Genomic DNA, 22,102 nt, shown 5'->3' on the forward strand with positions numbered 1-22,102 from the left:
ATGCGAACATCGGATCGGGGCGCGGCCGGCGGTGGGGTGAGGAAGCTGGCTCAGCTGCCCGACGCGGACAGCGTGGGTACGGCGTTGGTTCCGCTGTAGGTGCCCTGGAACCCGAAGGTGGTGGTGCCACCGGGCGCGATCGTGCCGTTGTAGCCGGCGTTGACCGCGGTGACCGACCTGCCGGAGGTGGAGACCGTGGCGTTCCAGGAGTTGGTGATCGCCTGGTTGCCGCCGAAGGTCCAGGCGACCCGCCAGGCGTGGATGGTGGACGTCCCGTTGTTGCGGACCGTGACCGTCGCGGTGAATCCGCTGCCCCAGTCGCTGTCGACGTGGTAGCTGGCGCTCACCGCGCCGGACTGGCCGCCGGTGGGGCTGGGGCTCGGACTCGGGCTCGGCGAGGTGGGGCTCGACGGGCTCGACGACGGGCGGGCGGTGGCCGACATGGAGGCGCTCGGGCTCACGGTCCCGCCGCCGCCGAACAGCTCCGAGTAGGTGGCCAGGGCGATGGCGATGTCGGCCTGCGCCCAGAACCGGTGGTACGTGAAGGACGGCACGGCCCCGCCGTTGAGGTAGGTCTGCACCTTGGCGAAGTCCGGGTCGTTGCGGTAGAAGGAGCGGATCGACAGGAAGGTGGCGCCGGAGGCGATCGGGTCGCCGTTGGGCATCTTGCCGGTCCAGCCGGACGGCACGTAGACGGTGTCGTCGAAGCGGTTGTAGTCGGTGCGGGTCTCGGCGATGGCGATGCCCTTGTTGTCGGTGTGCGTCGCCAGGGCGTCGAGCAGGTTCTTGCCCAGCGTCTGGGCGGCGGTGTTGCCGCTGGCGGCGGCGTAGTACAGCAGCGCCTTGACCAGGCCGGCGGCCACGCCCACGTCCTGGCCCCGGTCCACGACGCTGACGTGCAGGCTGGCGTTGCTGCCGGGGCTGGACGCGTTCCAGGTGTCCGGCTGGCCGGTCCAGCTCAGGTTGGACGGGATGGAGAAGCTGCCGCCGGTGCCGACGGTCACCTGGGCGGAGGCCCAGGTGACCCACTTGTCGAGGATGGGCTTGACCTTGGCGTCCTTGCTCAGGTAGTAGTACTCGGCCCAGCGCTCCATGCCCCAGACCTGCATGCCGAACCAGTTGTTGCTCGGCGGGTCGTGGTACACCGGCTCCCAGTCGTAGAACATGCCGTAGAAGGTGGGGCTGTTGGCGGGCGGGGTGGCGTACTGGCCGTTCCAGCTGTTGGTGGCGCCGCCGGCGATCGCGCCCTCGGTCGACTGGAGCCAGTGCAGGAACTCGATCTGCCGGTTCAGGCTGGTGGCCCAGTCCGACTTGCCGGTGGACGCCTTCGGCGCCATGGCGGCGACCGTGGACAGCGCCCACGCCGCCACCGGGTTCTGGTACCCGTGGTGCGTCGCGCCGTCGCCGATGCGCCAGGCCCAGCCGCCGCCCGGCTCCGCGCCGCCCCAGGCGTAGTACCAGCCGAGCAGGTAGTGCTGCGAGGAACGGCCGCTGCCGGCCGGGCAGCTGGACGGGCTGGTGCAGTTGCCGATCTGCTTGAAGTACTTGTCGAACATGGAGTAGCGCAGGTAGTCGCCCATCTTCGCGGCCTTGGCGACCGAGGCGGACACGGCGCTCGCGTTGCCCTGCGCCGACGCCCACCGGTACGCCCAGTACGCCGCTTGGATGGCCCGCGCGTCGGCGTCCGGCGCGTTGGTGTACTTCCACTGCTGCGAGTAGCTCTGGTCACCGGTGAACAGGTCGAGGTACCCGTTCGTGCCGCCGTACTTGAACAGGTCGGTGCACGGCTGCGGGATGGTCTCCCACACCGACTCCTGCGAGCCGCGCTGGTAGCTGTTGATGAAGCAGGGGCCGGCCGCGCTCGGGCCGTTCTCCCCACCGGTCCCGGCGGTGTTGCCGTACCCGTAGACGTTGTCCACGTCCAGCAGCCAGTGCATGCCGTAGATGTCGGAGTTGCCGTACGCGGAGCGCAGCTCGCCGGCGATCGGGTCCTGGCCGACCGAGACCGAGCTGTCCAGCCGGCTCGGGTAGCTGCTGGGGTCGGGCCACTCGGGTGCGTAGGTGGCCGGCGCGCTCGCGTTGTACGAGTCGTTGCTCGGCTGGTCGGTGTGGGTGGGGATGATGTACTTCTCGGCCGCCGTCCACGCGTTGTTGAACGGCGTCCAGTCCCCGGTGACCCGGCCGTACACGGCCTCCAGCCACATCCAGTAGCTGAACGCCTCGGAGGTGCTCTCGTGCCCGTGGTCGGGCGCCTCCACCATCAGCGTCTCCACCGAGTGGTAAGGCACGCCGGCCGGGCTGAAGTATCCGTTGGCCGAGTTCTTAATCTTGTTGTACTGGTCCAGGAACTGCTGCGCGTACGGGTCCACGGCCGCCGGCGCGACGGCGCCGGTCGCGGCCTTGACCATGGTGGTGCCGACGGCGACCCCGGCGACCGCGCCACCGACGACGGTGACGAACTTTCTGCGGGACATGCGGGACGACATTGCGAGCCCTCCTAATAGGGGTGGCGGTGCCCGGTCGCGGCCGGCCGGCCGGTACGGGCGGGCGGAGCAGTATTCGGGTGGTCTAGGTCAGTTGGCGGTACGGGCGGCGTCGATGCCCGGTCGGCCCCTAGCGCGCGGGTCGGCGCGGCCATGCCCGGACTCGTTCTCGCCCATGTCGCCGGTCGGCACCGGTACCGTGCCCGGCGAGTTCCACCACTGGCACTCCGGCGGGCTCCCCTGCGCCGAGTACCAGCAAAAAGCAGTGCCTGTTCATCACGCGACCCCTTCGATGACCATGTCAGATCATCGATGGAAGCGCTCCCAAATAGGCTGATCGGCTCGGCCGCAAAAGTCAAGGTGTCCCGCGCACCGATCGCCCGGCCGCCGCTGGCCCAGGCCCGCGAGCAGCCGACTTTCCCTGCCCGCGCGCATCTCCTACCATCGGCGGGCGAGGATCCGCCCCCCTGCCCGCACCACCCGCGCACCGCCGAGGAGCGACGTGGCCGTCAGCGACCCAGACGAACCGGGGATCCACCACGCGTGGAATCCGCCCGACGGGGTCGGGGTCCGCCCGCCAGGACCCGATGTGCGTGACGACGACTGGGGCCTCGAGTACGAGCGGAATCCGGATGTGCGGCCACCCGGGCCCTACCTCGGCCAGGACGACTGGGCACCCGACGACCGGGCACCCAACGATCGGGCACCCGGCAACTGGGCATCCGGCGGCGCGGCCCCCGACATCGCCGGCCAGCCCGGCACCGGCGCGCCAGTGCCCGGATCCGGCGGGCCGCCGCCCGGCCCCCAGTTCGGCCAGGACGACTGGGCATCCGGCGACACGGCGTCCGGCGATACCGCGTTCGGCGACACGGCGTTCGGCGACCGCGACCGTCGCTATGCCGCCGCGCCGTTCGCGGCCGGCTCTGGCGGCGGGAGCCCGCGCGACGCGGCGACCGGGCCGCTCACCGAGTACCGCGCGGGCTGGTGGCGCAGGCTGATGGCGGCGCTGCGCCGCCCGCGGCCCCGCTCGTAGCCGGCGTGGCGCCGGCGGATCGCGGAGGATGCGGGATGTGGTCGACGAGTGAATGAGATCGTCAAGGGTGCCCTGGATGGCGGGTGGTCGCTCATCGTCGGGTGGGTGCTGCCCAGCGCCGTGAACCTGGCGCTGGCCGTGCTCATCTGCTCCGGCGTGGCCGGCGTGCCGTCCATCGGCGACCTCGCCGACGGCGACAACGCCGGCCGCGGCGCGGTGGCGCTCGGCGTGGCGGTGCTCGGCGGACTGATCCTGGCCGCCCTGCAGACCCCGCTGTACCGGCTGCTGGAGGGCTACCTCGGCTGGCCGCGGTGGCTGTTCGGCCGCGCCCGGCGGCGGATGCTGCACCACAAGCACCTGCTGACCGACCGGCTGGCGATGTGCCGGCTGGCGGACGCGGAGCGCGAGGGCGGCCTGGACGAGGCGGGCCGCTCGGCGCTGGCCGCGCTGCGCGCGCACCCGGTCGTCGGCCGGTACGCGGCCCGGGACGCCGGCCTCAGCGCCACCCAGCGGGCGCTGCTGCGGGAGCGGCTGCAGCGCTTCCCCGTCGACGACGACCAGGTGGTCGCCACCCGGCTGGGCAACGGCATCCGCCGGCTGGAGGAGTACGGCTACGACCGGTACCGGCTCGACTCGCAGGTCCTCTGGTACGAACTGTCGGCGGTGGCCCCGGAGCAGACCGCGAAGCAGATCGACCGGTCTCGCACGGGCGTCGACTTTTTCGTCTGCCTGCTGTTCGGCCACCTCATCGTGGCCGCGAGCGCCATCGGCCTGCTGGCCGCCGGCGTGCTGCCCCGCTCCCCGGCACGCATCCTCGCCGTGCCGCTGCTCGTGGTGCTGGCGCACGTCTGGTACCGGATCGCCGTGGTGGCCACCGACGACTGGGCCGCCGCGGTACGCGCGATGGTCAACGTCGGGCGCGGGCCGCTGTCCGAGGCGATGGGCCTGCGCCTGCCGGACGGCATCGCGGACGAGCGCGAGATGTGGACGCTGGCATCGAGGCTGGTCCGCCTCCCGTTCGACCGGCGCGCGGCGGCCCTGGACAGGTTCCGGAACGGGCCCGATCCGGCCCAGACCATCGAGGCTCAGGCCGCCGGTGCCGAGGCGCGGGAGGCGGCGGGCGAGCCGTCCTGATGACCGGGCGGGTCCGCCGGGTGCCGGGCGAATGCCCCGTGCGCGATCCCGGCGCCCGCCCGCCGATCGTCGATCGCCGAAAGTTTTCGAAGCCGCAACTCTCCAAATCTCTCCCCCGGGCTGCCCGAGTGCACCGGAGATGAGTCGTTGACTGGCGCGAACCCGCTCAGTTAGCCTTCCTTCATCTTCCGAAAGGTATCGGAAGACGGGAGCCAAGAGACCTTCGCAGGTTCGTGTGTGCGCCCGGCGGCAACCGCCGGGCGTCGTGGCTAGGCCAGAGGGCAGGCCGGCGGATCGGCCACGGCCGTGGCGGGCAACCGCGGCCGGGTGCGTCCGGCCGTGATGCCTGCGTCGAACCGGTAAGAAGGAAGAGGTCTCATGACGTCCCGATCGACCCGCCGGGTCCGGCTGCTGTGCGGCATCACGGCGCCGCTGGTGGCCATCGCCGGCATCGGCATCACGCTACTGAGTAGCAACGCGGCGTCGGCCGCCACCGGGCTGGCCGCCGCGGCCGAGGCCCAGGGGCGGTACTTCGGCGTCGCGTACGCCACCGCGCACGCCGGCGACTCCACGTACAGCGGCATCGCCGGCAGCCAGTTCGACATGGTCACGCCCGAGAACGAGATGAAGTGGGACACCACGGAGCCATCTGCGGGCAACTTCAACTACGGCCCCGGCGACCAGGTCGTCGCCTTCGCGCAGGCGCATAGCGAGCGCGTGCGCGGCCACAACCTGGTCTGGCACCAGCAGATACCGGGCTGGGTGACCGGCCTGTCCGGCACGGCCGCGAAGACCGCCATGGAAAACCACATCACCAACGAGGTGACCCACTACAAGGGCAAGATCTACGCCTGGGACGTGGTCAACGAGCCGTTCAACGACGACGGGTCGTACCGGACGGACGTGTTCTACAACGCGTTCGGCGGCGGCGTGCAGTACATCGCCGACGCACTGCGCACCGCCCACGCCGCCGACCCCAACGCCAAGCTGTACGTCAACGACTACAACATCGAGGGCGCCGGCGCCAAGGCCGACGCCATGTACAGCCTGGCCCAGCAACTGCTGCAGCAGGGTGCTCCGCTGAACGGCATCGGCTTCGAGACCCACCTCGCGGTGCAGTACGGCTTCCCGACCAACATGCAGCAGAACATGGCCCGGTTCGCGAACCTGGGGCTGGACGTCGCCGTCACCGAGCTGGACGTGCGCATGACGCTGCCGGAGACCTCGTCCCAGGACAGCACGCAGTCCACCTACTACACCAACGTCATCAACGCCTGCAAGGCGATCAGCCGGTGCGTGGGCTGGACGGTCTGGGGCGTCTCGGACAACTACTCCTGGGTGCCGAGCACCTTCTCCGGCCAGGGCGCGCCCCTGCTGTGGAACAGCAACGAGCAGCAGAAGCCGCTGTACACCACGGTGCTCAACGCCCTCGGCGGCACCAGCGTCCCGCCGCCACCGAGCAGTTCGCCGCCGACCAGCCGGCCCCCGACCAGCGCGCCGCCGTCGTCCCAACCGCCGACCTCGCGGCCGCCGACCAGCGAGCCGCCCACGACCAACCCACCGACCGGCGGCTGCACCGCCGCCTACTCGATCGTCAACCAGTGGCCCGGCGGCTTCCAGGTGACCGTGACCGTCACCAACGGGAACGCCGCCCGCAGCTCGTGGCAGGTCGGTTGGACCTTCGCCAACGGTCAGACCATCACCCAGCTGTGGAACGGCACACTGAGCCAGAGCGGCTCGGCCGTGACGGTGCGCAACATGAGTTACAACGGCACGCTGGGCGCCGGTGCCAACACCACGTTCGGTTTCACCGGCACGTGGAACGGCAGCAACGGCGTCCCGGGCAGCCTCACCTGCCAGTAGACCCACCCGGCTCCACCGCCATGGGCGCCCCGGCTTCCCCGGGGCGCCCATCTCGGGTCGAGCCGCGAAACCTAGTGGTCCGGTACGAACTGGTTGGCCCAGCTCATCACGGTCTGCCGGTAGTCCGCGGCGTTGCGTTCGAGGTTGAGGTCGTGGCCCGCGCCCGGAAGCACGTACACGTGCAGCTGTGCGGCGGGGCTGAAGTAGCCGGACTCCTGCTGGTACAGGGCCGTCGAGCTGGAGCAGTCGCTGTGGATTATCAGGCCGGAGCAGAACAGGAAGTCCTGCCCGCCCTGCACCAGCAGCACGGGTACCTTGATGCCCAGGGTCGCCGGCCCGGTGAGTTGCAGCACCGCGCCGGCCATCTCGGTCAGGCTCACCACGTCCTTGTTCGCCTCGTCGACGGCGACCACCGCGGGGTCGGTGTCCGACGCGTTGTAGAACACCGACGCGCGCTTACCCGGGATGGTGGTGATGTAGCCGACGTCGTACGAGAGCCCGAACTTCGGGTCCAGCGCGGCCGGATACGCCGCCGTGAGCACCGCCTGAGTCAGATCGGTGACTGACACGTGGTGGGTCGCCCCGGTAAGGACCACGCCGTCGACATCGTGGTACGTCGACGCCTCCACCTCCGTGACGCCGCTGCCGAGCGAGTGTCCCACCAGGATCACCTTCGAGAACGCGGTACCGCCGACGCCGCCGGCACGCAGCTTCTGGATCACTTGGTGCACCACCGCGGCCTGCGCCACGGCGGTCAGCACGAGGGACGGCTCCTTGGTGCTCTGCCCCGTCCCCACCCGGTCGATGTTCAGCGTCGGGTAGCCCGCCTCGTTCGCCGCGCGCACGTAGGAGTAGGTGGCGGGCTGGTACGGGAAGTCCCAGTAGTAGCTGTTGTAGGTGGCGCCGGGAATCAGCACCTGGATCGCCGTGTGATGCGGGCCGGTGGGAACGCACAGCTGGGCGTGCACGTGCGCGGACAACAGCAGGTCGAGAGTCACCGGCACGCTGACGTCCGTGCAGGTCGCCGGGGCCGGGTCGGCCTCGGCCGGGGCCGCGTACGCGAGCGGGGACAGTAGCAGCGCGGCGGCCGCCGCAACCGGTAGCAGGAAGCGTCGGCGGCGCAGCGCGACACCGTGGGAACGACGCATCGGTATCTCCGATCCCTTGTGGCGTAGGGCGAAGCGGGCGCTCCACCAGAGCCGACAACGAGGTGGCGGACCGGATCCGCCTGGCCCGTGGGGGCACAGTGCGGTGCCGATTGATCGCGAACGGGCGGCCGGACGGCCGCGCCGGCGGGCCGGCGGAGTAAAACCGAAAAGCGTTCGAGCGCGTATCCCGGCGGGGCGGTCGAGCCGCCGACCACGAACGATCCACACGGGCACGCCCGGCCGAACGACGTCACGGCCGGCCAAGCATTCGGTGGTTACGGGTCAGCCGGACAGAGATCCGCCGACGCATGGCCGCACCGGTACGGTGCGGCGGAACGGCGGCGAGTAGCGCGGTCGCCGGCGTACGCGCGGGTCGGGCGGGATCGACCGACGCCAGCCGGCCTGTCCGTCCCCGAGAACATTGATACGCATGATTCACAGGGCGGGCGACGCATCGACCCCCACCGGTACCGGGTTACCGGTATCGGCTCACCCGCTCGGAACTGGAGCGGAACGGACGATGCCCTCGCGCGCACGGCCGGCGCGCGCCGCCCACCCGGCCGCGGGCACCGCCGAGCGCACGAGGCACCATGGGACGGCCGGCGGCGTCACCGACGGGCGGACGCGACCCATCCGGGCCGGTTCGTACCGACGCGCACACTGTTCCGCGCGGGCGGGCCGGCCGGCCCGCTGGCGCCTTCGGAACGTCCGGGCGCCGGAGCTGCCGTTGACGGCGGGTGCGGTGACGGCGCGGGGGACGGGCGGCCGAGGCCCGGGCAGAAATTTCGGCCGGTACGGGGGTGGCGCGAACGGCACCGCAGTGCTCCTCGACCCCGGCCGGCATGAGCGGCCACGCGCCGGGCCCGGGGCATACCGCCCCGGGCCCGGCTCGGCATCGGTCAGCTGGACGGGCAGGGCTTCCCGCCGCAGACGTTCACCACCAGGCCGGTCAGCAGGAACGTGGCCTTCTGCTGCTGGGCCTGCGGCTGCGCCCGGGGGAACTCGTGCGGGTCGGCGCCGTACTGCGGCTGGTCGGGGGCGAGGTTGGTCGGCGGCGGGTTGAACGCGGCCCCGCTGTTCCAGACCACCATGGCCGAGCCCTGGTACGGGTGGTTCGGCAACGGCGGGATGCCCCAGTACGGCTGCTTCTCGTCGGTCCAGCCGGGCGCGAGTGCCGGCTGGTAGAGGCGGGCGCCGATGGTCCGCGCCTCGACCTCGGCCGCCGCGTTGGACACCTGGTGGTCGGCGAAGGCCACGTGCATGAGCACGGTGTGGTTGGGCGTGTGCGGCAGCGGGTCGCTGGTGATGTGCTGCGCGTACCCGTCGGCCTCGCCCCGGTCCCAGAGCATCTGCACCAGGCCGAAGAGTAGCTGCTGGTTGATGGGGTCGGGGTAGGACACGTCGAGGATCTGCTGGAACGGCGCGAAGTCCACGCTGCGCTGCAGCAGCGTCGAGTAGTTCATGCCCGGCACGCCCAGCACCGCCCGGGTGTAGTCCTGGGCGATGGCGGTCAGCGCGCCGCCGTTGATGCCACCCTGGCTGTTGCCGTCGTAGTGCAGGCCACCTCGCACATCGAGCAGCGAGTGCCCCTTCGCGTCCTGGAAGGCCGGGTTGCTGGCGAACCCGGACGCGGTGTCCATGTCCCGGCCGAGGAACAGGAAGTTGAGGAAGCTCTGCTGGAGCCGGTCGGGTACGGCCGGGAACTGGGACACGTCGGTCCACACCCCGCTCACGAAGTTCACGTCGTCGGCGGCCAGGCCGATCCAGCTGGTCGCGCAGAACATGAAGTCGTGGCCCTCGGACATGTCCTTGACGTTGCCCGCGTTGACCTCGGTCGGCGAGCCGAGCAGTCCGTGCCCGTACAGGGACAGGTGCGCGGGGTGGGCCGCGTCGGCGGAGCGCGGGATGTTGCAGACGAAGTCGGCCTGCAGGTTGGTTCCGGACGGGGTGGGCAGCGCGTCCGGGGTGGCCGGCAGGCCGTTACCGGAGGCGGGGCCGTAGTGCAGCCGGGAACCCGGGCCCCCCGAGCCGGTGAGGAACGAGGGCACCGTGACCGTACCGACGACCTGCCGGGCGATGCGGGGGTCCTGGTCGGCCGGGTAGTCGGTGACCGAGGTGACGGTGAACTTCGGCGCGGCCCTGCCCAGCGAGCCGAACGCCGTGTCGCGCATGGCGAGCACGCGCCCGGTCAGGTTCTGCTCGCTGGCGATGGTGAAGTCCCAGGCCAGGTAGAGGTCGCGGGTGTGTACCCCGTGTGCCGCGAGCACCCCGGCGAGGTGCTGGACCTGCGCGTCGCGGGTGGTCCGCTTTCGGCCCTGGGCGTCCAGGGCGGAGCTGAAGCTGGCCGGCGCCCGCAGGGTGCGACCCGCGCTGTCCCTCAGGTCGCGCAGCCCGACGACGTAGGTGGCGCCCTCATCCATGGCCACCGCGGGGCGGATGATGAGCAGCTGCCGGTCCGGCTGGGCGGCGGCGTGCGCGTCGAGCTCGGCCCAGTACGGCGTGCGCTTCCCGGTCCGCGTGTTGATGAGCACGATCGGCGCGTCGGCGTCGAGCGACGAGCCCACGTCGGTCACCGGTGCGATGTGCGACCGGGCCACGTCGAGCCCGGGTACCTGGACCAGGATCGGCTCGCCCGGGCTGAACCCGTCCTGCCGGTTCCACTCGGTCGGGTCGATGTGCTGGCCAAGCACGTTGGCGGGCATCGCCGCGGCGTCGAAGTGCACCCGCAGGCCGGTCGCGCTCTGCCGGTCCGGCACCGTGTAGTAGTTGTCGGGGAACGGCAACATGCAGCCGGCGGGCGCGACCGGGTCGCAGGCGTCTTTCGGGGCGGTGGGGACGGCGCCGAAGCTGGCAGTCCCGGTCAGCGCGAGGCCGAGCAGCACTGTCGTGCCGAACACCGCCCATCGCGCGTTGAGGCGAGGCACGTTACCTCCGGGGGTAGGCGTGAAAGCATCGCGACGAAACGATCTCTACTTCATACAAGACTTCCCGGAGCCCGGGCAATAGCCGCGGGTACCGAGCCGATCGCACACCGTCCACATCGGACGGTGTGGCCCGGGTTCGTGGCGGGTGCCGCCGCCCGCCCGGGCAGCGGAATCGGGCACTGCACCCGACCCCACCCGGCGTGGCATATTTGCTGATATGAGAGATCGCAACCCCGGCACTCCCCGCCCGCGCCCGCACCGCGTCCCCGCCCGCCGCCGTGGCTGACCTGGTGATCGGCGCCGACCTCGGCGGCACGTCCACCCGGGTCGCGCTCGCCGATGCCGACGGAGCGCTGCTGGCCACGGCGAGCGCGGGAGGCGGCAACCCGACCAGCCACGGAGCCGACCGGGCCGCCGCCGAACTGGGCATCGCGGTCAAGCGCGCCCTGGACGGGTTCGACCCGCGACGGGTGCGCGCCGCCGTGCTCGGGGTGGCGGGCGCGGGGGCTCTGGACGACCCAGGGGCGGCCCGGCTGTTCGACGAGGCGGTCGGCGGCTCGGGCCTCGCCGTGCGGCCGGACTTCCTGAGCGACGCCGAGGTCGCGTACTGCTCGGCGACGCCGCGGCCCTCGGGGACCCTCCTGCTGGCCGGCACCGGGGCCAAGGCGGCGCGCGTGCGCGACCGGCGCGTCCAGGCCACCGCCGACGGGTTCGGCTGGCTGCTCGGCGACCACGGGTCCGGATTCTGGCTCGGCCGCGAGGCGGTGCGCGCGGTCCTCGCCGCGATCGACGGCACCGGCCCGGAGACCTCGCTGACCGGCACGGTACCGGGGCGGCTGCTCGACCGGCCCCTCGACCGCCCGGCGTACCGGCGCCGGTACGCGGTCATCCGCGCGGTCGCGGCCCGGCCGCCCGTCGCACTGGCCGGCCTGGCCGTCCTGGTCGCCGAGGCCGAGGCGGCCGGTGACGAGGTGGCCACGAGCATCTGCGACCGGGCCGCCGCCCACCTGGTCCGCACGATCGGCGAGGTGCGGGAGCCGGGCGAGCGGGGGCCGCTGGTGCTCAACGGCGGTGTGGTGCGCTCGCCGCACTCGCCGGTGGGGCGGCGCGTGCGGCGGCTGATCGCCGAGCGGTTCGCCGGCGAGGTGCTGACCCCGGCGGACGGGATCGCCGGGGCGGTATGGCTCGCGGTGCGGGCCGCCCGTCCACAGTGGTCAGAGGAGCGGCTCGCCGCGATCCACGCCCGGCTGACCGGGGCGTAGCCGCGGGGCGCTGGCCAGCGGCGGGGCGCTGGCCAGTTTGTTCCGGGTCCGTCAATGCCGGCCGCGAGGCGCGGGCGCGCGCCGGCTGCCGACGGCACCCCGGGTGGCCTTGAGGGCGGCCAGGGTATCGGCGTACGTGCGCTGCGCGACACCCACGAACATGCAGTCCACGACGGTGAGTTGCGCCAGGCGGCTGGCCATCGCGCCCGACCGGAACGTCGTCTCCCGGGCGGCGGTGGTGAGCACGTGCTCGGCGGCCAGCGCGATCGGCGAGCGCGGGAAGTTGGTCAGCGCCACGGTGGTGGCGCCGCCCGAGCGCGCCTGCTTCAGCGTCTCGATGGTGTCCGTCGTGGCGCCCGTGTGCGAGATGCCGATGGCCACGTCGTCCGGTCCGAGCAGGGCCGCGCTGGTCAGCGCCGCGTGCGTGTCCGGCCAGGCGAACGCCACCCGGCCGATGCGGTGCAGCTTCTGCTGGAAGTCCAGAGCGACGAACGCGCTGGCGCCCACCCCGTAGAGGTCCACCCGGCGCGCGCGTACCAGCGCCTCGACCACCCGTTCGAGCACCACGACGTCCAGCTGCGCCCCGGTCTCCTCGACCGCGCGGGCGTCCGCGAACGCGATCTTCTCGACCACCCGGCCGAGGTCGTCCCCGGGCCCGATGTCGCTGCCCATGACCCGCTCGTCGCGCCCGGCCCCCTGCGCCCGCCCGGCCTCGGTGGCCAGCGCAAGCCGCAGCTGCGGGTACCCGGCGAAGCCGATCGCCTTGCAGAACCGGATGACCGTGGCCTCCGAGACGCCGGAGGCGGCGGCCAGCTCGGTGACCGTCAGGGTGGCCGCGGTAACGGTGTCCGCCAGCACGTGCTCGGCCACCTGCCGCATCGACGGCTGGAGGGCCGGCAGCAGCGCGCGGATGCGCACGACGGTGCCGAACTCCGGTGCCCGACGGGCGTCGGCGGCGGGTGCGACCGACGCCCGGGTCGGGGACGACTTGCGGCTGGAAGCCATAACACCAACGTAGTCGAGGGGGCGGGCAGTGGGGCGACTGGTCTGGGTCGACGCGCGGCGCCAGACGCGCCGAGCCAGACCAGTCGAGGGTGGCAGGTCAGCTGGTGCTTTCCGTCCATCCGGCCGGTTGGAACCGGGCCGCGTCGGCCGGTCGGGCGTCGTCGAACAGCACGCCGTGCGGACCGGTCACCCGCACCGCGTCCACGTACACGCCCCGGCCCTCGTACAGGGGGTCGGTGGTGTAGCGCCAGCGCAGCTCGGTGGTGCCGCCGGGCAGTCCGGCCGTCGCCCGCAGCCACTGCCGCCCCTCGAAGCCGGAGAACGAGCCGCCGGTCTGCCAGGAGTCGGAGCCGACCCGCAGCGACAGCGGGACCGGTTGCCAGGACGCGCCGCCGTCCGACGACGCCTCCAGCACGCCGACATCGGTCTCCTCGGTGTCGTACCAGAGGTCGAAGGACAGTCGGGCCCCGGCGGCGGGTACGGCGACGGGAACGGTCAGGGTGGCCGTCGACGCGTCGGTCGTACCCGAGAACCAGTCGGTGCGACCGCTCGCCGGGCGTACCGGCAGCGCGAGCGCGAGGTCACGCGCGACGGCTCGCCGGGACGGATTGTTGCTCCCCCAGTTCCGGCTCGGATGCACCCGGTTGGTCAGCAGGATGACGAACGAGTCGGACAGCGGGTCGATGACGATGGAGGTGCCGGTGTAGCCGGTGTGCCCGGCGGTCACCGGCGAGCTGAGCGCGTCCATGTAGAACCGTTGATCCAGCTCGAAGCCCAGGCCGTGCCCGTTGCCCGGGAACGCCTGGTTGAGGTCGGTGAACAGGGTCCGCACCGAGTCCTCGGACAGGATCCGCACGTGCCCGTACCGGCCGCCGTTCAGCAGCGTCTGCGACAGCACGGACAGGTCCCGCACGGTGGAGAACAGCCCGGCGTGCCCGGACACGCCACCCACGCAGTACGCGTTCTCGTCGTGCACGGTGCCCCACACGATGCCGCGGTCGGTCCAGGGCTGGTACTCCTCGGCGGCGATGCGCGGCTTCAACGACGCCGGCGGGTTGAACATGGTGTCGGTCAGGCCCAGCGGCCGGGTGATGCGCGCCGCGATCACCTGATCGAGGGTCTGGCCGGTGACCGCCTCGATCACCTTGCCGAGCGTCATCATGTTCATGTCGCTGTAGAGGTACGCCGTGCCGGGCGCCGCGAACGGCTGCACCGCGTAGACCGCCGCCCACCGCTCGTCGTTGGTCGCGTAGTCGCACAGCGACGGGTCCGGGTCTGCGGGCAGCCCCGACGTGTGGGTGAGCAGCTCGCGGATAGTGATGCCGGCCTTGCCGTTCGCCGCGAACGGCGGAAGGTAGTGCGCGACGGGGGTGTTCAGGCCGATCCGGCCCGCCTGGATGAGCTGCACCGCGGCGATGGAGGTGAACAGCTTGGTCATCGACGCCAGGTCGAACATGGTGTCCGTCCGGGTCGGGATCCACTGGTCGGGCGGCAGCTCGGTGGGGGTGTCGTCGGCGTAGCGCAGGGCGTAGCCCACGGCGTCCCGGGCGACGACGACGCCGTCGTGCGCGGCCAGCGCCACGGCGCCGGCATACTCCGGGTACGTCGGCGACGGCTGCAGGTAGCTGGCGATGTCGTCGCCGATCTGGTCGACGTACTGGGGAACGAGGCCGGCCTGCCGGGCCGTGCCGATGCGCAACGTCTGCGAGGAATGGGTGAACCGCAGGTCGGCGCCGGTGACCGTGGGCGGCCCACCGGCCGGGGCCGCGGCGCCGGCCGCCGACGGCGCTATGGTCAGGCCGGCGGCGGTGACGAGCGCTGCCACGGCGCGCAGCGCGGATCGAGGCTTCATCGGTGGCCTCCGCTGTCTTTAGTAGATGAGGTACCTGTCGCGCAGCGCGCGGAAGGTGGCGAGCTCGCCCTGCCAGCCGGCCACGACGGCGTCGGTGTCCAGGCCGGCGTCGATGCCGGCGCGTACCCGGTCGGAGCCGGTGAGGTTGTCGATCCAGTTGTCCGGGCGCCACCCGAAGTCGTCCGGGTACAGCGCCCGCAGCGTCACGAGCATGGCGATGCCGGTGCGGATCGGGTCGAACGCGTACCGGTCGGTGACGTAAAGCTCTACGCCGCCAATGGTCTGACCAACCCACTTGGAGAAGGTGGGGCTGAAGTAGTTTTCCCGGAACCGCGCGCCGGGCAGGCGCAGGGCGGTCAGCGCGTCGCGCCAGCGCCCGTCCCCGGCCGGCGTGGCTATCTCCTCGAACGGGCGGGTGCTGCCCCGCCCCTCCGACGCCAGGGTGCCCTCGAACATGCACGTACCGGGGTAGACCACGGCCGTGTCCACGGTGGGCATGTTCGGCGACGGCGGCACCCAGGGCAGGCCGGTGTCCTCGAAGTACATGTCGCGGGACCAGCCGTCGAGCTCGACGACGGTCAGGTCGACCGCCCGGCCGGCCTCGTCGGCGATCCACTCACCGTTGTACAGCCGGGCCAACTCCCCGACGGTCATGCCGTGCGCCTGACAGATCGGCCGGCGCCCCACGAAGGTGGCGTACTCGGGGTGCAGCACCGGGCCGAGTGCCGCGCGTCCGGAGATGGCGTTGGGGCGGTCCAGCACGACGAACCGCTTGCCCGCCATGGCCGCCGCGGCCATCGAGTCGTAGAGCGTCCAGATGTAGGTGTAGAAGCGCGCCCCCACGTCCTGGATGTCGAACACGACGGTGTCGACCCCGGCGGCGGTCAGCACGTCGGCCAGTTCCTGACCGCTCTTGTTGTACGTGTCGTAGACGGGCAGCCCGGTGCGCGGGTCGTCGTAGAACCCCTGCGACCCGCCCGCCTGCGCGGTGCCCCGGAAGCCGTGCTCCGGGCCGAACACGGCGACCAGGTCGATCCGGCCGTCGGCGTGCATGACGTCGACCTCGTGGCGCAGGTCGGGCAGGATTCCGGTGGGGTTGGTGATCACGCCTACCCGTTGGCCCCGCAGGGTCCGGTAGCCGGAGTCGAGCAGCGCGTCCAGCCCGGTGCGCACCCGGCCGCCGTGGCCGGCACCCTTCGACGCCGCGTCCTTGGGCGCCGCGCCCTTGGGCGCCGTGGCCGATGCGGTCGGCGCCCCGCTCGATGAGCCGGCGCCCGGTGGCGCGGCGGCCGACGGGGGCGCGGCGGCGCCCGCCGCGACAATGGTCCCGGCGGCGGCGGCCGCGCCGGTGAGGAACGCACGACGGTCAACGGACATGCGCCGCTTTCCTTTCGTTCCCGCAACGGGGCCCGTGCCGCCGCGTCGGGCGATGGTGCGGGCACGGGCACGTTGTCGACGTCAGCGGTATCCATCAGGGCGATGGGGATCGTGCCGGTAGACGCGGCGACACCGTCGGCGGATGTGCGGTGGTCGCCATCCCCGGCTCGACAACCGCCGGGCCCCCCGTGGCGGCCCGGTGGGTGGATCCCGCCGCCGTGATGCTGATTGACGATGACATTGACAAGTTTGAAGGTTACCGACCTCGCGTACAGGCCGTCAACAGTCTGCCGCCACCACCTCGGGTGGCGCCGGCGGCTCGCTCCCGACCGTGCGCTGGCGGCCTCGGAGATCCGGAAATCGAGGCCGTGACCTGCGCAATGATCGCGCGTATCGCCGGGCGCCGGAGCGCCGGGGCTCCCGAAAAGCATTGACGCACTCCGACACATGGTGGAAAGTTTCTATCGTGTCGCATCGATCAATGACCGGCCTCGCGTCGCGGGATACCCGCCCGTGAGCGCCTCCGCCGACCACGCGGCCTGGGTGGTCGCCCCGACCGAGGAACGCAATCCCCATACGCTCGACATCGATCTGCGCACCACCATCGACATCCTGCACATGATCAACGATGAGGACGCCCGGGTGCCCCGCGCGGTGCGCGACGCCCTGCCGGCTCTGGCGGCGGCGGTCGAACTCGGCGTCGCCGCGTTACGCGGCGGGCATCGCGTCCACTACTTCGGCGCCGGCACGTCGGGGCGGATGGCGGTGCTGGACGCGGCCGAGCTGATCCCCACCTACGACCTCGAGCCATCCTGGGTGGTGGCGCACCACGCGGGCGGGGCCCAGGCCATGAAGCAGCCAATCGAGGACGTCGAGGACGACGAGGCAGGTGGGGCCGCCGAGGCCGCCGGGCTGGGCCCCGGCGACGTCGCGATCGGCCTGACCGCGAGCGGCCGCACCCCCTACGTCACCGGCGCCCTGCGCGCCGCCCGGGCGCGCGGTGCCGGCACCGTACTGATCTCGGCCAACCCGGGCGCGGCGCTCGGCACCGAGGTCGACGTGCACGTCGGAGTGTCCACCGGCCCCGAGGTCATCGCCGGTTCGACCCGGATGAAGGCGGGCACCGCTCAGAAGCTTCTCCTCAACGCGTTCTCCACGGCGTTGATGGTGCGCATGGAGCGCACCTACTCCAACCTGATGGTCGCCGTCGCCGCACGCAACGCCAAGCTGCGCGGGCGGGTGGTGCGGATCCTGGTCGAGGCCACCGGCCTCGACCCGCAGACCTGTGCGCTCGCCGCCAGGCAGGCCGGCGGCGACTGCCGGGTCGCGCTGGTGTCGCTGCTCGCCGGGGTGCCGGCCGGCACCGCGCGGCAGGCACTGGCCGCCTCGTCGGGCGGGGTCCGGCGGGCGCTCACCGTCGCCCAGGCGGCGGGCACCGAAATTGAGGTCACGGTCTCTTCAGCTGAGAGGGCACAGACATGAGAACGCGCAAGGGATTCGCGATTCTCGGCTTGGCGACGGTCCTGGCGGGCATGAGCGCCTGCACGGCGACGGGCTCGTCGGGCGGCGACGACGGAGGCAAGGTCACCTTGTCGGTGTGGTCCTGGCGTCCCGAGGACGCGGCCACCTACAAGCAGATCTTCGCCGAGTTCCACGCGGCGCACCCGAACATCACCGTCGACTTCAAGCCGTACAAGTCGACGGAGTACAACACGATTCTCTCCACCGGACTGACCCAGGCGGGCGGCCCGGACGTGATGCAGTTGCGTTCGTACGGGTTGGCGCAGCCGCTGATCCAGGCGGGCAACCTGGTCGCGCTAGACGGCAAGGTGACCGGGTTGGCCAACTTCGACCCCACGGCGCTGGATGGCGCGCGGGGCAAGCAGGACCACAAGGTGTACGGCGTCCCGCTGGAGATGTCGACGTTCCAGATCTACTACAACAAGGACATCTTCTCGAAGTACGGCGTGACGCCGCCGACCACCTGGGACCAGATGATCGCCGACGCGAAAACCTTGCAGGGCAAGGGCATCACCCCGTTCGCCGCGGCCGGTAAGGACACCTGGCTGCTCCCGCTGTACGACGACGCCTTCGCCGCGACCCGGTACGGCGGCCCGGCCTTCGAGGGGAAGGTGCTCGGCGGAAAGGCGAAGTTCACCGACCCCGACTATGTCGCCGCGCTCGATGTGATGAACCAGCTCAAGCCGTACTTCCCGAAGGACCAGATGGGTCTCGCCGAGACCGACGTGCAGACGCTGTTCGCCACCGGCAAGGCGGCGATGATCCCCGAGGGATCGTTCGCGCTCGCGCCGATGAAGGCCATCAACCCGAACCTGAACCTCGGGGTGTTCAACGCACCGCCGGCGCCCGGGGCGCTGGTGAGCAACCCGCTGGAGGTCGGCTGGGTGGACGCCTCGTACGGCCTGTCCGCGAAGTCCAAGCACCAGAAAGAGGCGCTGGAACTGCTGCAGTGGATGACCACCGCCGACTTCGGGCACCTGGTCGCCGACGACCTGAAGCAGGTGTCGCTGATCAAGGGCGTGCAGTCGGCCGACCCGCTGTTGGGGCAGATGGTGCAGGACTACACGGCCGCGCCGACGCCGTACCTGATGCTGGTCGATTTCCGCTACGGCACTCCGCTGGGCAGCGACCTGGAGGCGGCCGGTCTGCAGAAGATGCTGCTCGGCCAGCAGTCCGCCAGCCAGGTGGCCGGTGACATCCAGAACGGCATCTCGCAATGGTTCACGCCGTAGCCAGGCACGCGGCACCCAGGGCTCGGGCCGGTCGTGGCCGACGCAACGCCGCGACCGGCACGAGCCCGGTGCCACGAATGAAGTGGCGCAAGGCCGGCTGGTTCCTGCTGCCGGCGTTCCTGCTGTACACCGTGTTCGTCGTGTACCCGCTGGTGTCCGCGCTCGCCGACAGCTTCTGGCGCTGGCAGGGCACGGCGCGCGGCGGCTTCGCCGGGATGGCCAACTTCACCGGACTGTTCACCACGTTCCCGCTCAACCACCAGCTCTGGCCCGCGTTCTGGCACACCGCCGTGTTCTTCGTCGGCACCATGGTCGTGCAGAACACCTTCGGCCTGCTGGTCGCGGTCCTGCTGACCGAGCTGCGTTGGGCCAGGCGGTTCCTGCAGACCGTCTACACGCTGCCGTACCTGGTCGGCGGGCTGGTCGTCGGATACCTGTGGAGCCTGCTACTGAGCCCCAGTTTCGGACCGGTCAACGCGACCCTGGAGGCCGTCGGGCTGGGCTCGTTCGCCAGGCCCTGGCTCGGCGACCCGGCTCTCGCCCTGCCGGTGGTGATCCTGGTCAACGCGTGGCAGTACGTTGGGTTTCCGGTGCTGCTGTTCGGCGCCGCGCTGGCCGGTTTGCCGCCGGAGTACGCGGAGGCCGCCCGGGTGGACGGGGCGAACGCCGCGCAGCGGTTCTTCCGGGTCACCCTGCCGCTGCTGCTCCCGTCGATCGGCGTGGTGTCGATCCTCACGTTCATCGGCTCCTTCAACACCTTCGAGCTGGTGTACGCGCTGGAGGGCGCGCAGGGCAACCAACCCACCGGGCCGGGCGGCGCCACCGACGTGCTCGGCCTCATCTTCTACCGGGTCGCCTTTCAGGAGGGCGGCGTGGACGCGATAGGGCAGTCCTCGGCGCTGGCGGTGCTGCTGTTCCTGTTCATCTTCGGCATCGCCGTGCTCGCCAACCGCGTGGTCCGCCGTCGGGAGGCGACACTGACGTGACCGTGCTGAACGAGCAGGCGATTCGCACCGGTGCCCGGCCCGCCGTGACGCGCCGCCGCGCCAGGCGCCGCACGCCGCGCGAGCGGCTGGTGCTCGCGCTGGGCATCCTGCTGCTGTGGGGGTACGCGGCCGTGGCGCTGGCGCCGATGGTCGTGATGGTGATCGACTCGTTGCGGCCGAACGCGCTGGTGCTGTCGGATCCGCTGGGCCTACCGAAATCGCTGAACTTCTCCAGCTACGCGACGGCGTGGACCCAGGCGTCGTTCGCGACCTACGTGCGCAACTCGGCGCTGGTCACCATCGCCGCCGTGGCGCTGGACGTGTGCGTGTCGCTGCCGGCGTCCTATGTGCTCGGTCGCTACCAGTTCCGCGGCAGCGGCATGCTCATCGCGTACTTCCTGTCCGGGCTGATGCTCCCGATCCGGCTGGGCATCCTGCCCATCTTCTACCTGCTCGGCAGCTTCGGCATGATCGACTCCCGGCTGGGGCTCGTGCTGGTGTACGCGGCCAGCGGAGTGCCCTTCTCGGTGTTCATCATGTCGGCGTTCTTCCGCGGGCTGCCCCGGGAACTGGAGGAGGCCGCGCGCATCGACGGCGCGGGCGAGTTTCACATCTTCGCGCGCGTCATGGTGCCGCTGGTGCGGCCGGCCATCGCCACGGTGGTGGTGTTCCGCTTCGTACCGCTGTGGAACGACTTCTTCTTCCCCCTGGTCCTGCTGCGCACCACCGGTAAATACACGCTGCCGGTCGGGCTCACCCAGTTCTTCGGCGAGTTCCAGACCAACTGGTCGGCACTGTTCGCCGGGCTGGTCATCGCCACCCTCCCCCTGGTGATCCTGTTCGTGGTGGCCACCAAGCAGCTCGTCGCCGGACTGACCGCGGGAATGGGCCGGTAAGCCGCTCGGCCGGCGGTCTTCAGCAACGGGCGGGCGGAAGTCAGGGGGGCGGCGGGGCCGTCGAGGCCCGGATCTCCAGGCGGGTCGCCAGCTCGACGTGGTGGGAGGCGATGGCCTCGCCGGCCCGCAGCCGCAGCAGGGTCTGCACGGCCAGCTCACCCATCTCCCGCAGCGGCTGGTGCACGGTGGTCAGCGGCGGTGCGGTCGACGCCGCCGCGTACGTGTCGTCGAACCCGACCACGCTGAGGTCCTGCGGCACCCGCAGGCCGGTGAGCCGCGCGGCCTCCAGCACGCCGAAGGCGATCTGATCGGAGCCGGCGAAGATGGCGGTGGGGCGGTCGGGCCCGTCGAGCCACGGCAGCGCCTCCCGCACCCCGGTGTCGTAGCTGAACGAACCGGTTGCCACCGGCCCGGTCGGGATGGCCGCCCGCTCCAGCGCCGCCCGGTACCCGTGCAGTCGCGCCACCGAGCAGGCCAGCGTGGGCAGCCCGCTGATGTGCCCGATCCGCCGGTGCCCGAGCCCGAGCAGGTGCTCGGTCGCGGCGACGCCACCGGTGAAATTCGTCGAGCCGATGCTGGTGAACTTCGTGCTGGGCAGGTTGATGGTGTCGATGACGACCATCGGCAGGCCCGCCTCGTGGAATCGCGCGATCTGTTCCGAGGTGAGCACCGAGGTCACGATGATGATGCCGTCGCGCCCGGACGCGCTGACCCGCCTGGCCCACTCGCGCGGGGTGTCCCCGGTGTGCCGCTTAGGTATCACCGTCACTCCCCCGGTGGCACCCGCGTCGGCGGCGCCGTTGACGATCTCGGCCGCGTACGGGTTGAGCAGGTCGTCGAAGACGATTTCCACGAACCGCTCCTCGCCGCGGCCGCGGCCGGAGACCGGCACGTACCGCAGGTCGCGGATGGCTTCCTCGACCCGCGCCCGGGTCGCGGCGGACACGTCGAGGCGCCCGTTGACCACCTTGGAGACGGTGGGCATGCTGACGCCTGCGGCCGCGGCGACGGCCGCCAGGGTCGTTCGGCGAGCGGACTCCGAAATGTTTTCGGGGTCGTCGATCCCCACCAAGCACTCCCGTCGGTCGGCTGAGTCTCCCAGTCTGCAATTTGGGCGCCGGCCCGGCAAGACCTCGGGCGGTGGTCGTCGGCCCGGCGGATGCTCCCAGTCCCTCGCGGCGGATTTCCTTGCTCCGGGCAAGTCAGCAAGTCGAATCGCGCACGCCCGGCCGGACCGCCGGCACCGACCAGCGGCGAGGTGCCGGACCATCCGAAAATTTTCGGATCCTCTCGATCGGCAAACCAGGCGCTCAGGCTGGCTTCTTGACCGGAGACTCGAAGACATCTACGGTGCTGATTATCGACATGCGTCGCCATCATTTCCGA

At 71.5% G+C, this 22,102-nt stretch carries 15 protein-coding genes; 8 read left to right on the forward strand and 7 right to left on the reverse strand.

The window, feature by feature from the left end; genetic code table 11:
* Positions 1-50: 50 nt before the first annotated feature.
* Complete coding sequence (locus ABEA87_RS28100) at positions 51-2,474, reverse strand: glycoside hydrolase family 48 protein (RefSeq protein WP_425570968.1); 2,424 nt, start codon at positions 2,472-2,474, stop codon at positions 51-53.
* Between the two features lie 598 nt (positions 2,475-3,072).
* Between ABEA87_RS28100 and ABEA87_RS28105 the strand changes: the two genes are divergently transcribed.
* The 3 genes from ABEA87_RS28105 (at position 3,073) to ABEA87_RS28115 (ending at position 6,513) form a co-directional block, all read left to right on the forward strand.
* Entirely contained in the window at positions 3,073-3,516 is a 444-nt protein-coding gene (locus tag ABEA87_RS28105) for a hypothetical protein (RefSeq protein WP_345634613.1), read from the forward strand.
* Between the two features lie 48 nt (positions 3,517-3,564).
* A complete protein-coding gene (locus ABEA87_RS28110; RefSeq protein WP_345634616.1) occupies positions 3,565-4,650 on the forward strand; it encodes a hypothetical protein in 1,086 nt (361 codons plus the stop codon).
* 378 nt (positions 4,651-5,028) lie between these two features.
* Positions 5,029-6,513, forward strand: a complete 1,485-nt coding sequence (locus ABEA87_RS28115; RefSeq protein ID WP_345634618.1) for an endo-1,4-beta-xylanase — start codon at positions 5,029-5,031, stop codon at positions 6,511-6,513.
* A 71-nt stretch (positions 6,514-6,584) separates the two neighbouring features.
* Here the strand turns inward: ABEA87_RS28115 and ABEA87_RS28120 are convergent, their stop codons facing one another.
* Complete coding sequence (locus ABEA87_RS28120; RefSeq protein ID WP_345634620.1) at positions 6,585-7,661, reverse strand: alpha/beta hydrolase; 1,077 nt, start codon at positions 7,659-7,661, stop codon at positions 6,585-6,587.
* An 899-nt stretch (positions 7,662-8,560) separates the two neighbouring features.
* On the reverse strand, positions 8,561-10,585 hold the full coding sequence (locus tag ABEA87_RS28125; protein WP_345634621.1) for a hypothetical protein: 2,025 nt from the start codon (positions 10,583-10,585) through the stop codon (positions 8,561-8,563).
* A 278-nt stretch (positions 10,586-10,863) separates the two neighbouring features.
* On the opposite strand from ABEA87_RS28125, the gene ABEA87_RS28130 reads away from it, so the two are divergent.
* Positions 10,864-11,847 carry an N-acetylglucosamine kinase gene (locus tag ABEA87_RS28130; protein ID WP_345634622.1) on the forward strand — a complete coding sequence of 328 codons (984 nt, stop codon included), beginning with the start codon at positions 10,864-10,866 and terminating at the stop codon, positions 11,845-11,847.
* Positions 11,848-11,898: 51 nt separating this feature from the next.
* Here the strand turns inward: ABEA87_RS28130 and ABEA87_RS28135 are convergent, their stop codons facing one another.
* The 3 genes from ABEA87_RS28135 to ABEA87_RS28145 all read right to left on the reverse strand — a co-directional run bounded on the left by ABEA87_RS28135 (position 11,899) and on the right by ABEA87_RS28145 (position 16,081).
* The gene (locus ABEA87_RS28135) at positions 11,899-12,852 is read right to left on the reverse strand and encodes a MurR/RpiR family transcriptional regulator (protein WP_345634624.1); all 954 of its coding nucleotides are present in this window, start codon (positions 12,850-12,852) and stop codon (positions 11,899-11,901) included.
* 97 nt (positions 12,853-12,949) lie between these two features.
* Positions 12,950-14,704, reverse strand: a complete 1,755-nt coding sequence (locus ABEA87_RS28140) for a serine hydrolase (RefSeq protein WP_345634626.1) — start codon at positions 14,702-14,704, stop codon at positions 12,950-12,952.
* Between the two features lie 18 nt (positions 14,705-14,722).
* Complete coding sequence (locus ABEA87_RS28145; protein WP_345634628.1) at positions 14,723-16,081, reverse strand: exo-beta-N-acetylmuramidase NamZ family protein; 1,359 nt, start codon at positions 16,079-16,081, stop codon at positions 14,723-14,725.
* Between the two features lie 513 nt (positions 16,082-16,594).
* On the opposite strand from ABEA87_RS28145, the gene ABEA87_RS28150 reads away from it, so the two are divergent.
* The 4 genes from ABEA87_RS28150 (at position 16,595) to ABEA87_RS28165 (ending at position 20,716) form a co-directional block, all read left to right on the forward strand.
* The gene (locus ABEA87_RS28150; protein WP_345634630.1) at positions 16,595-17,563 is read left to right on the forward strand and encodes an N-acetylmuramic acid 6-phosphate etherase; all 969 of its coding nucleotides are present in this window, start codon (positions 16,595-16,597) and stop codon (positions 17,561-17,563) included.
* The gene (locus ABEA87_RS28155; protein WP_345634633.1) at positions 17,560-18,834 is read left to right on the forward strand and encodes an ABC transporter substrate-binding protein; all 1,275 of its coding nucleotides are present in this window, start codon (positions 17,560-17,562) and stop codon (positions 18,832-18,834) included. The genes ABEA87_RS28150 and ABEA87_RS28155 overlap by 4 nt, the downstream gene beginning before the upstream one ends.
* Before the next feature lie 77 nt (positions 18,835-18,911).
* Positions 18,912-19,820: a carbohydrate ABC transporter permease gene (locus ABEA87_RS28160; protein ID WP_345634635.1), complete on the forward strand. Its 909-nt coding sequence runs from the start codon at positions 18,912-18,914 to the stop codon at positions 19,818-19,820.
* Complete coding sequence (locus ABEA87_RS28165; protein WP_345634637.1) at positions 19,817-20,716, forward strand: carbohydrate ABC transporter permease; 900 nt, start codon at positions 19,817-19,819, stop codon at positions 20,714-20,716. The genes ABEA87_RS28160 and ABEA87_RS28165 overlap by 4 nt, the downstream gene beginning before the upstream one ends.
* 40 nt (positions 20,717-20,756) lie before the next feature.
* Here the strand turns inward: ABEA87_RS28165 and ABEA87_RS28170 are convergent, their stop codons facing one another.
* Positions 20,757-21,785 (reverse strand): LacI family DNA-binding transcriptional regulator, encoded by a 1,029-nt coding sequence (locus ABEA87_RS28170; protein ID WP_345634639.1) that lies wholly within the window; start codon positions 21,783-21,785, stop codon positions 20,757-20,759.
* Positions 21,786-22,102: the final 317 nt, after the last annotated feature.

The sequence above is a fragment of the Rugosimonospora acidiphila genome (assembly GCF_039543385.1).
GTDB lineage: Bacteria > Actinomycetota > Actinomycetes > Mycobacteriales > Micromonosporaceae > Rugosimonospora > Rugosimonospora acidiphila.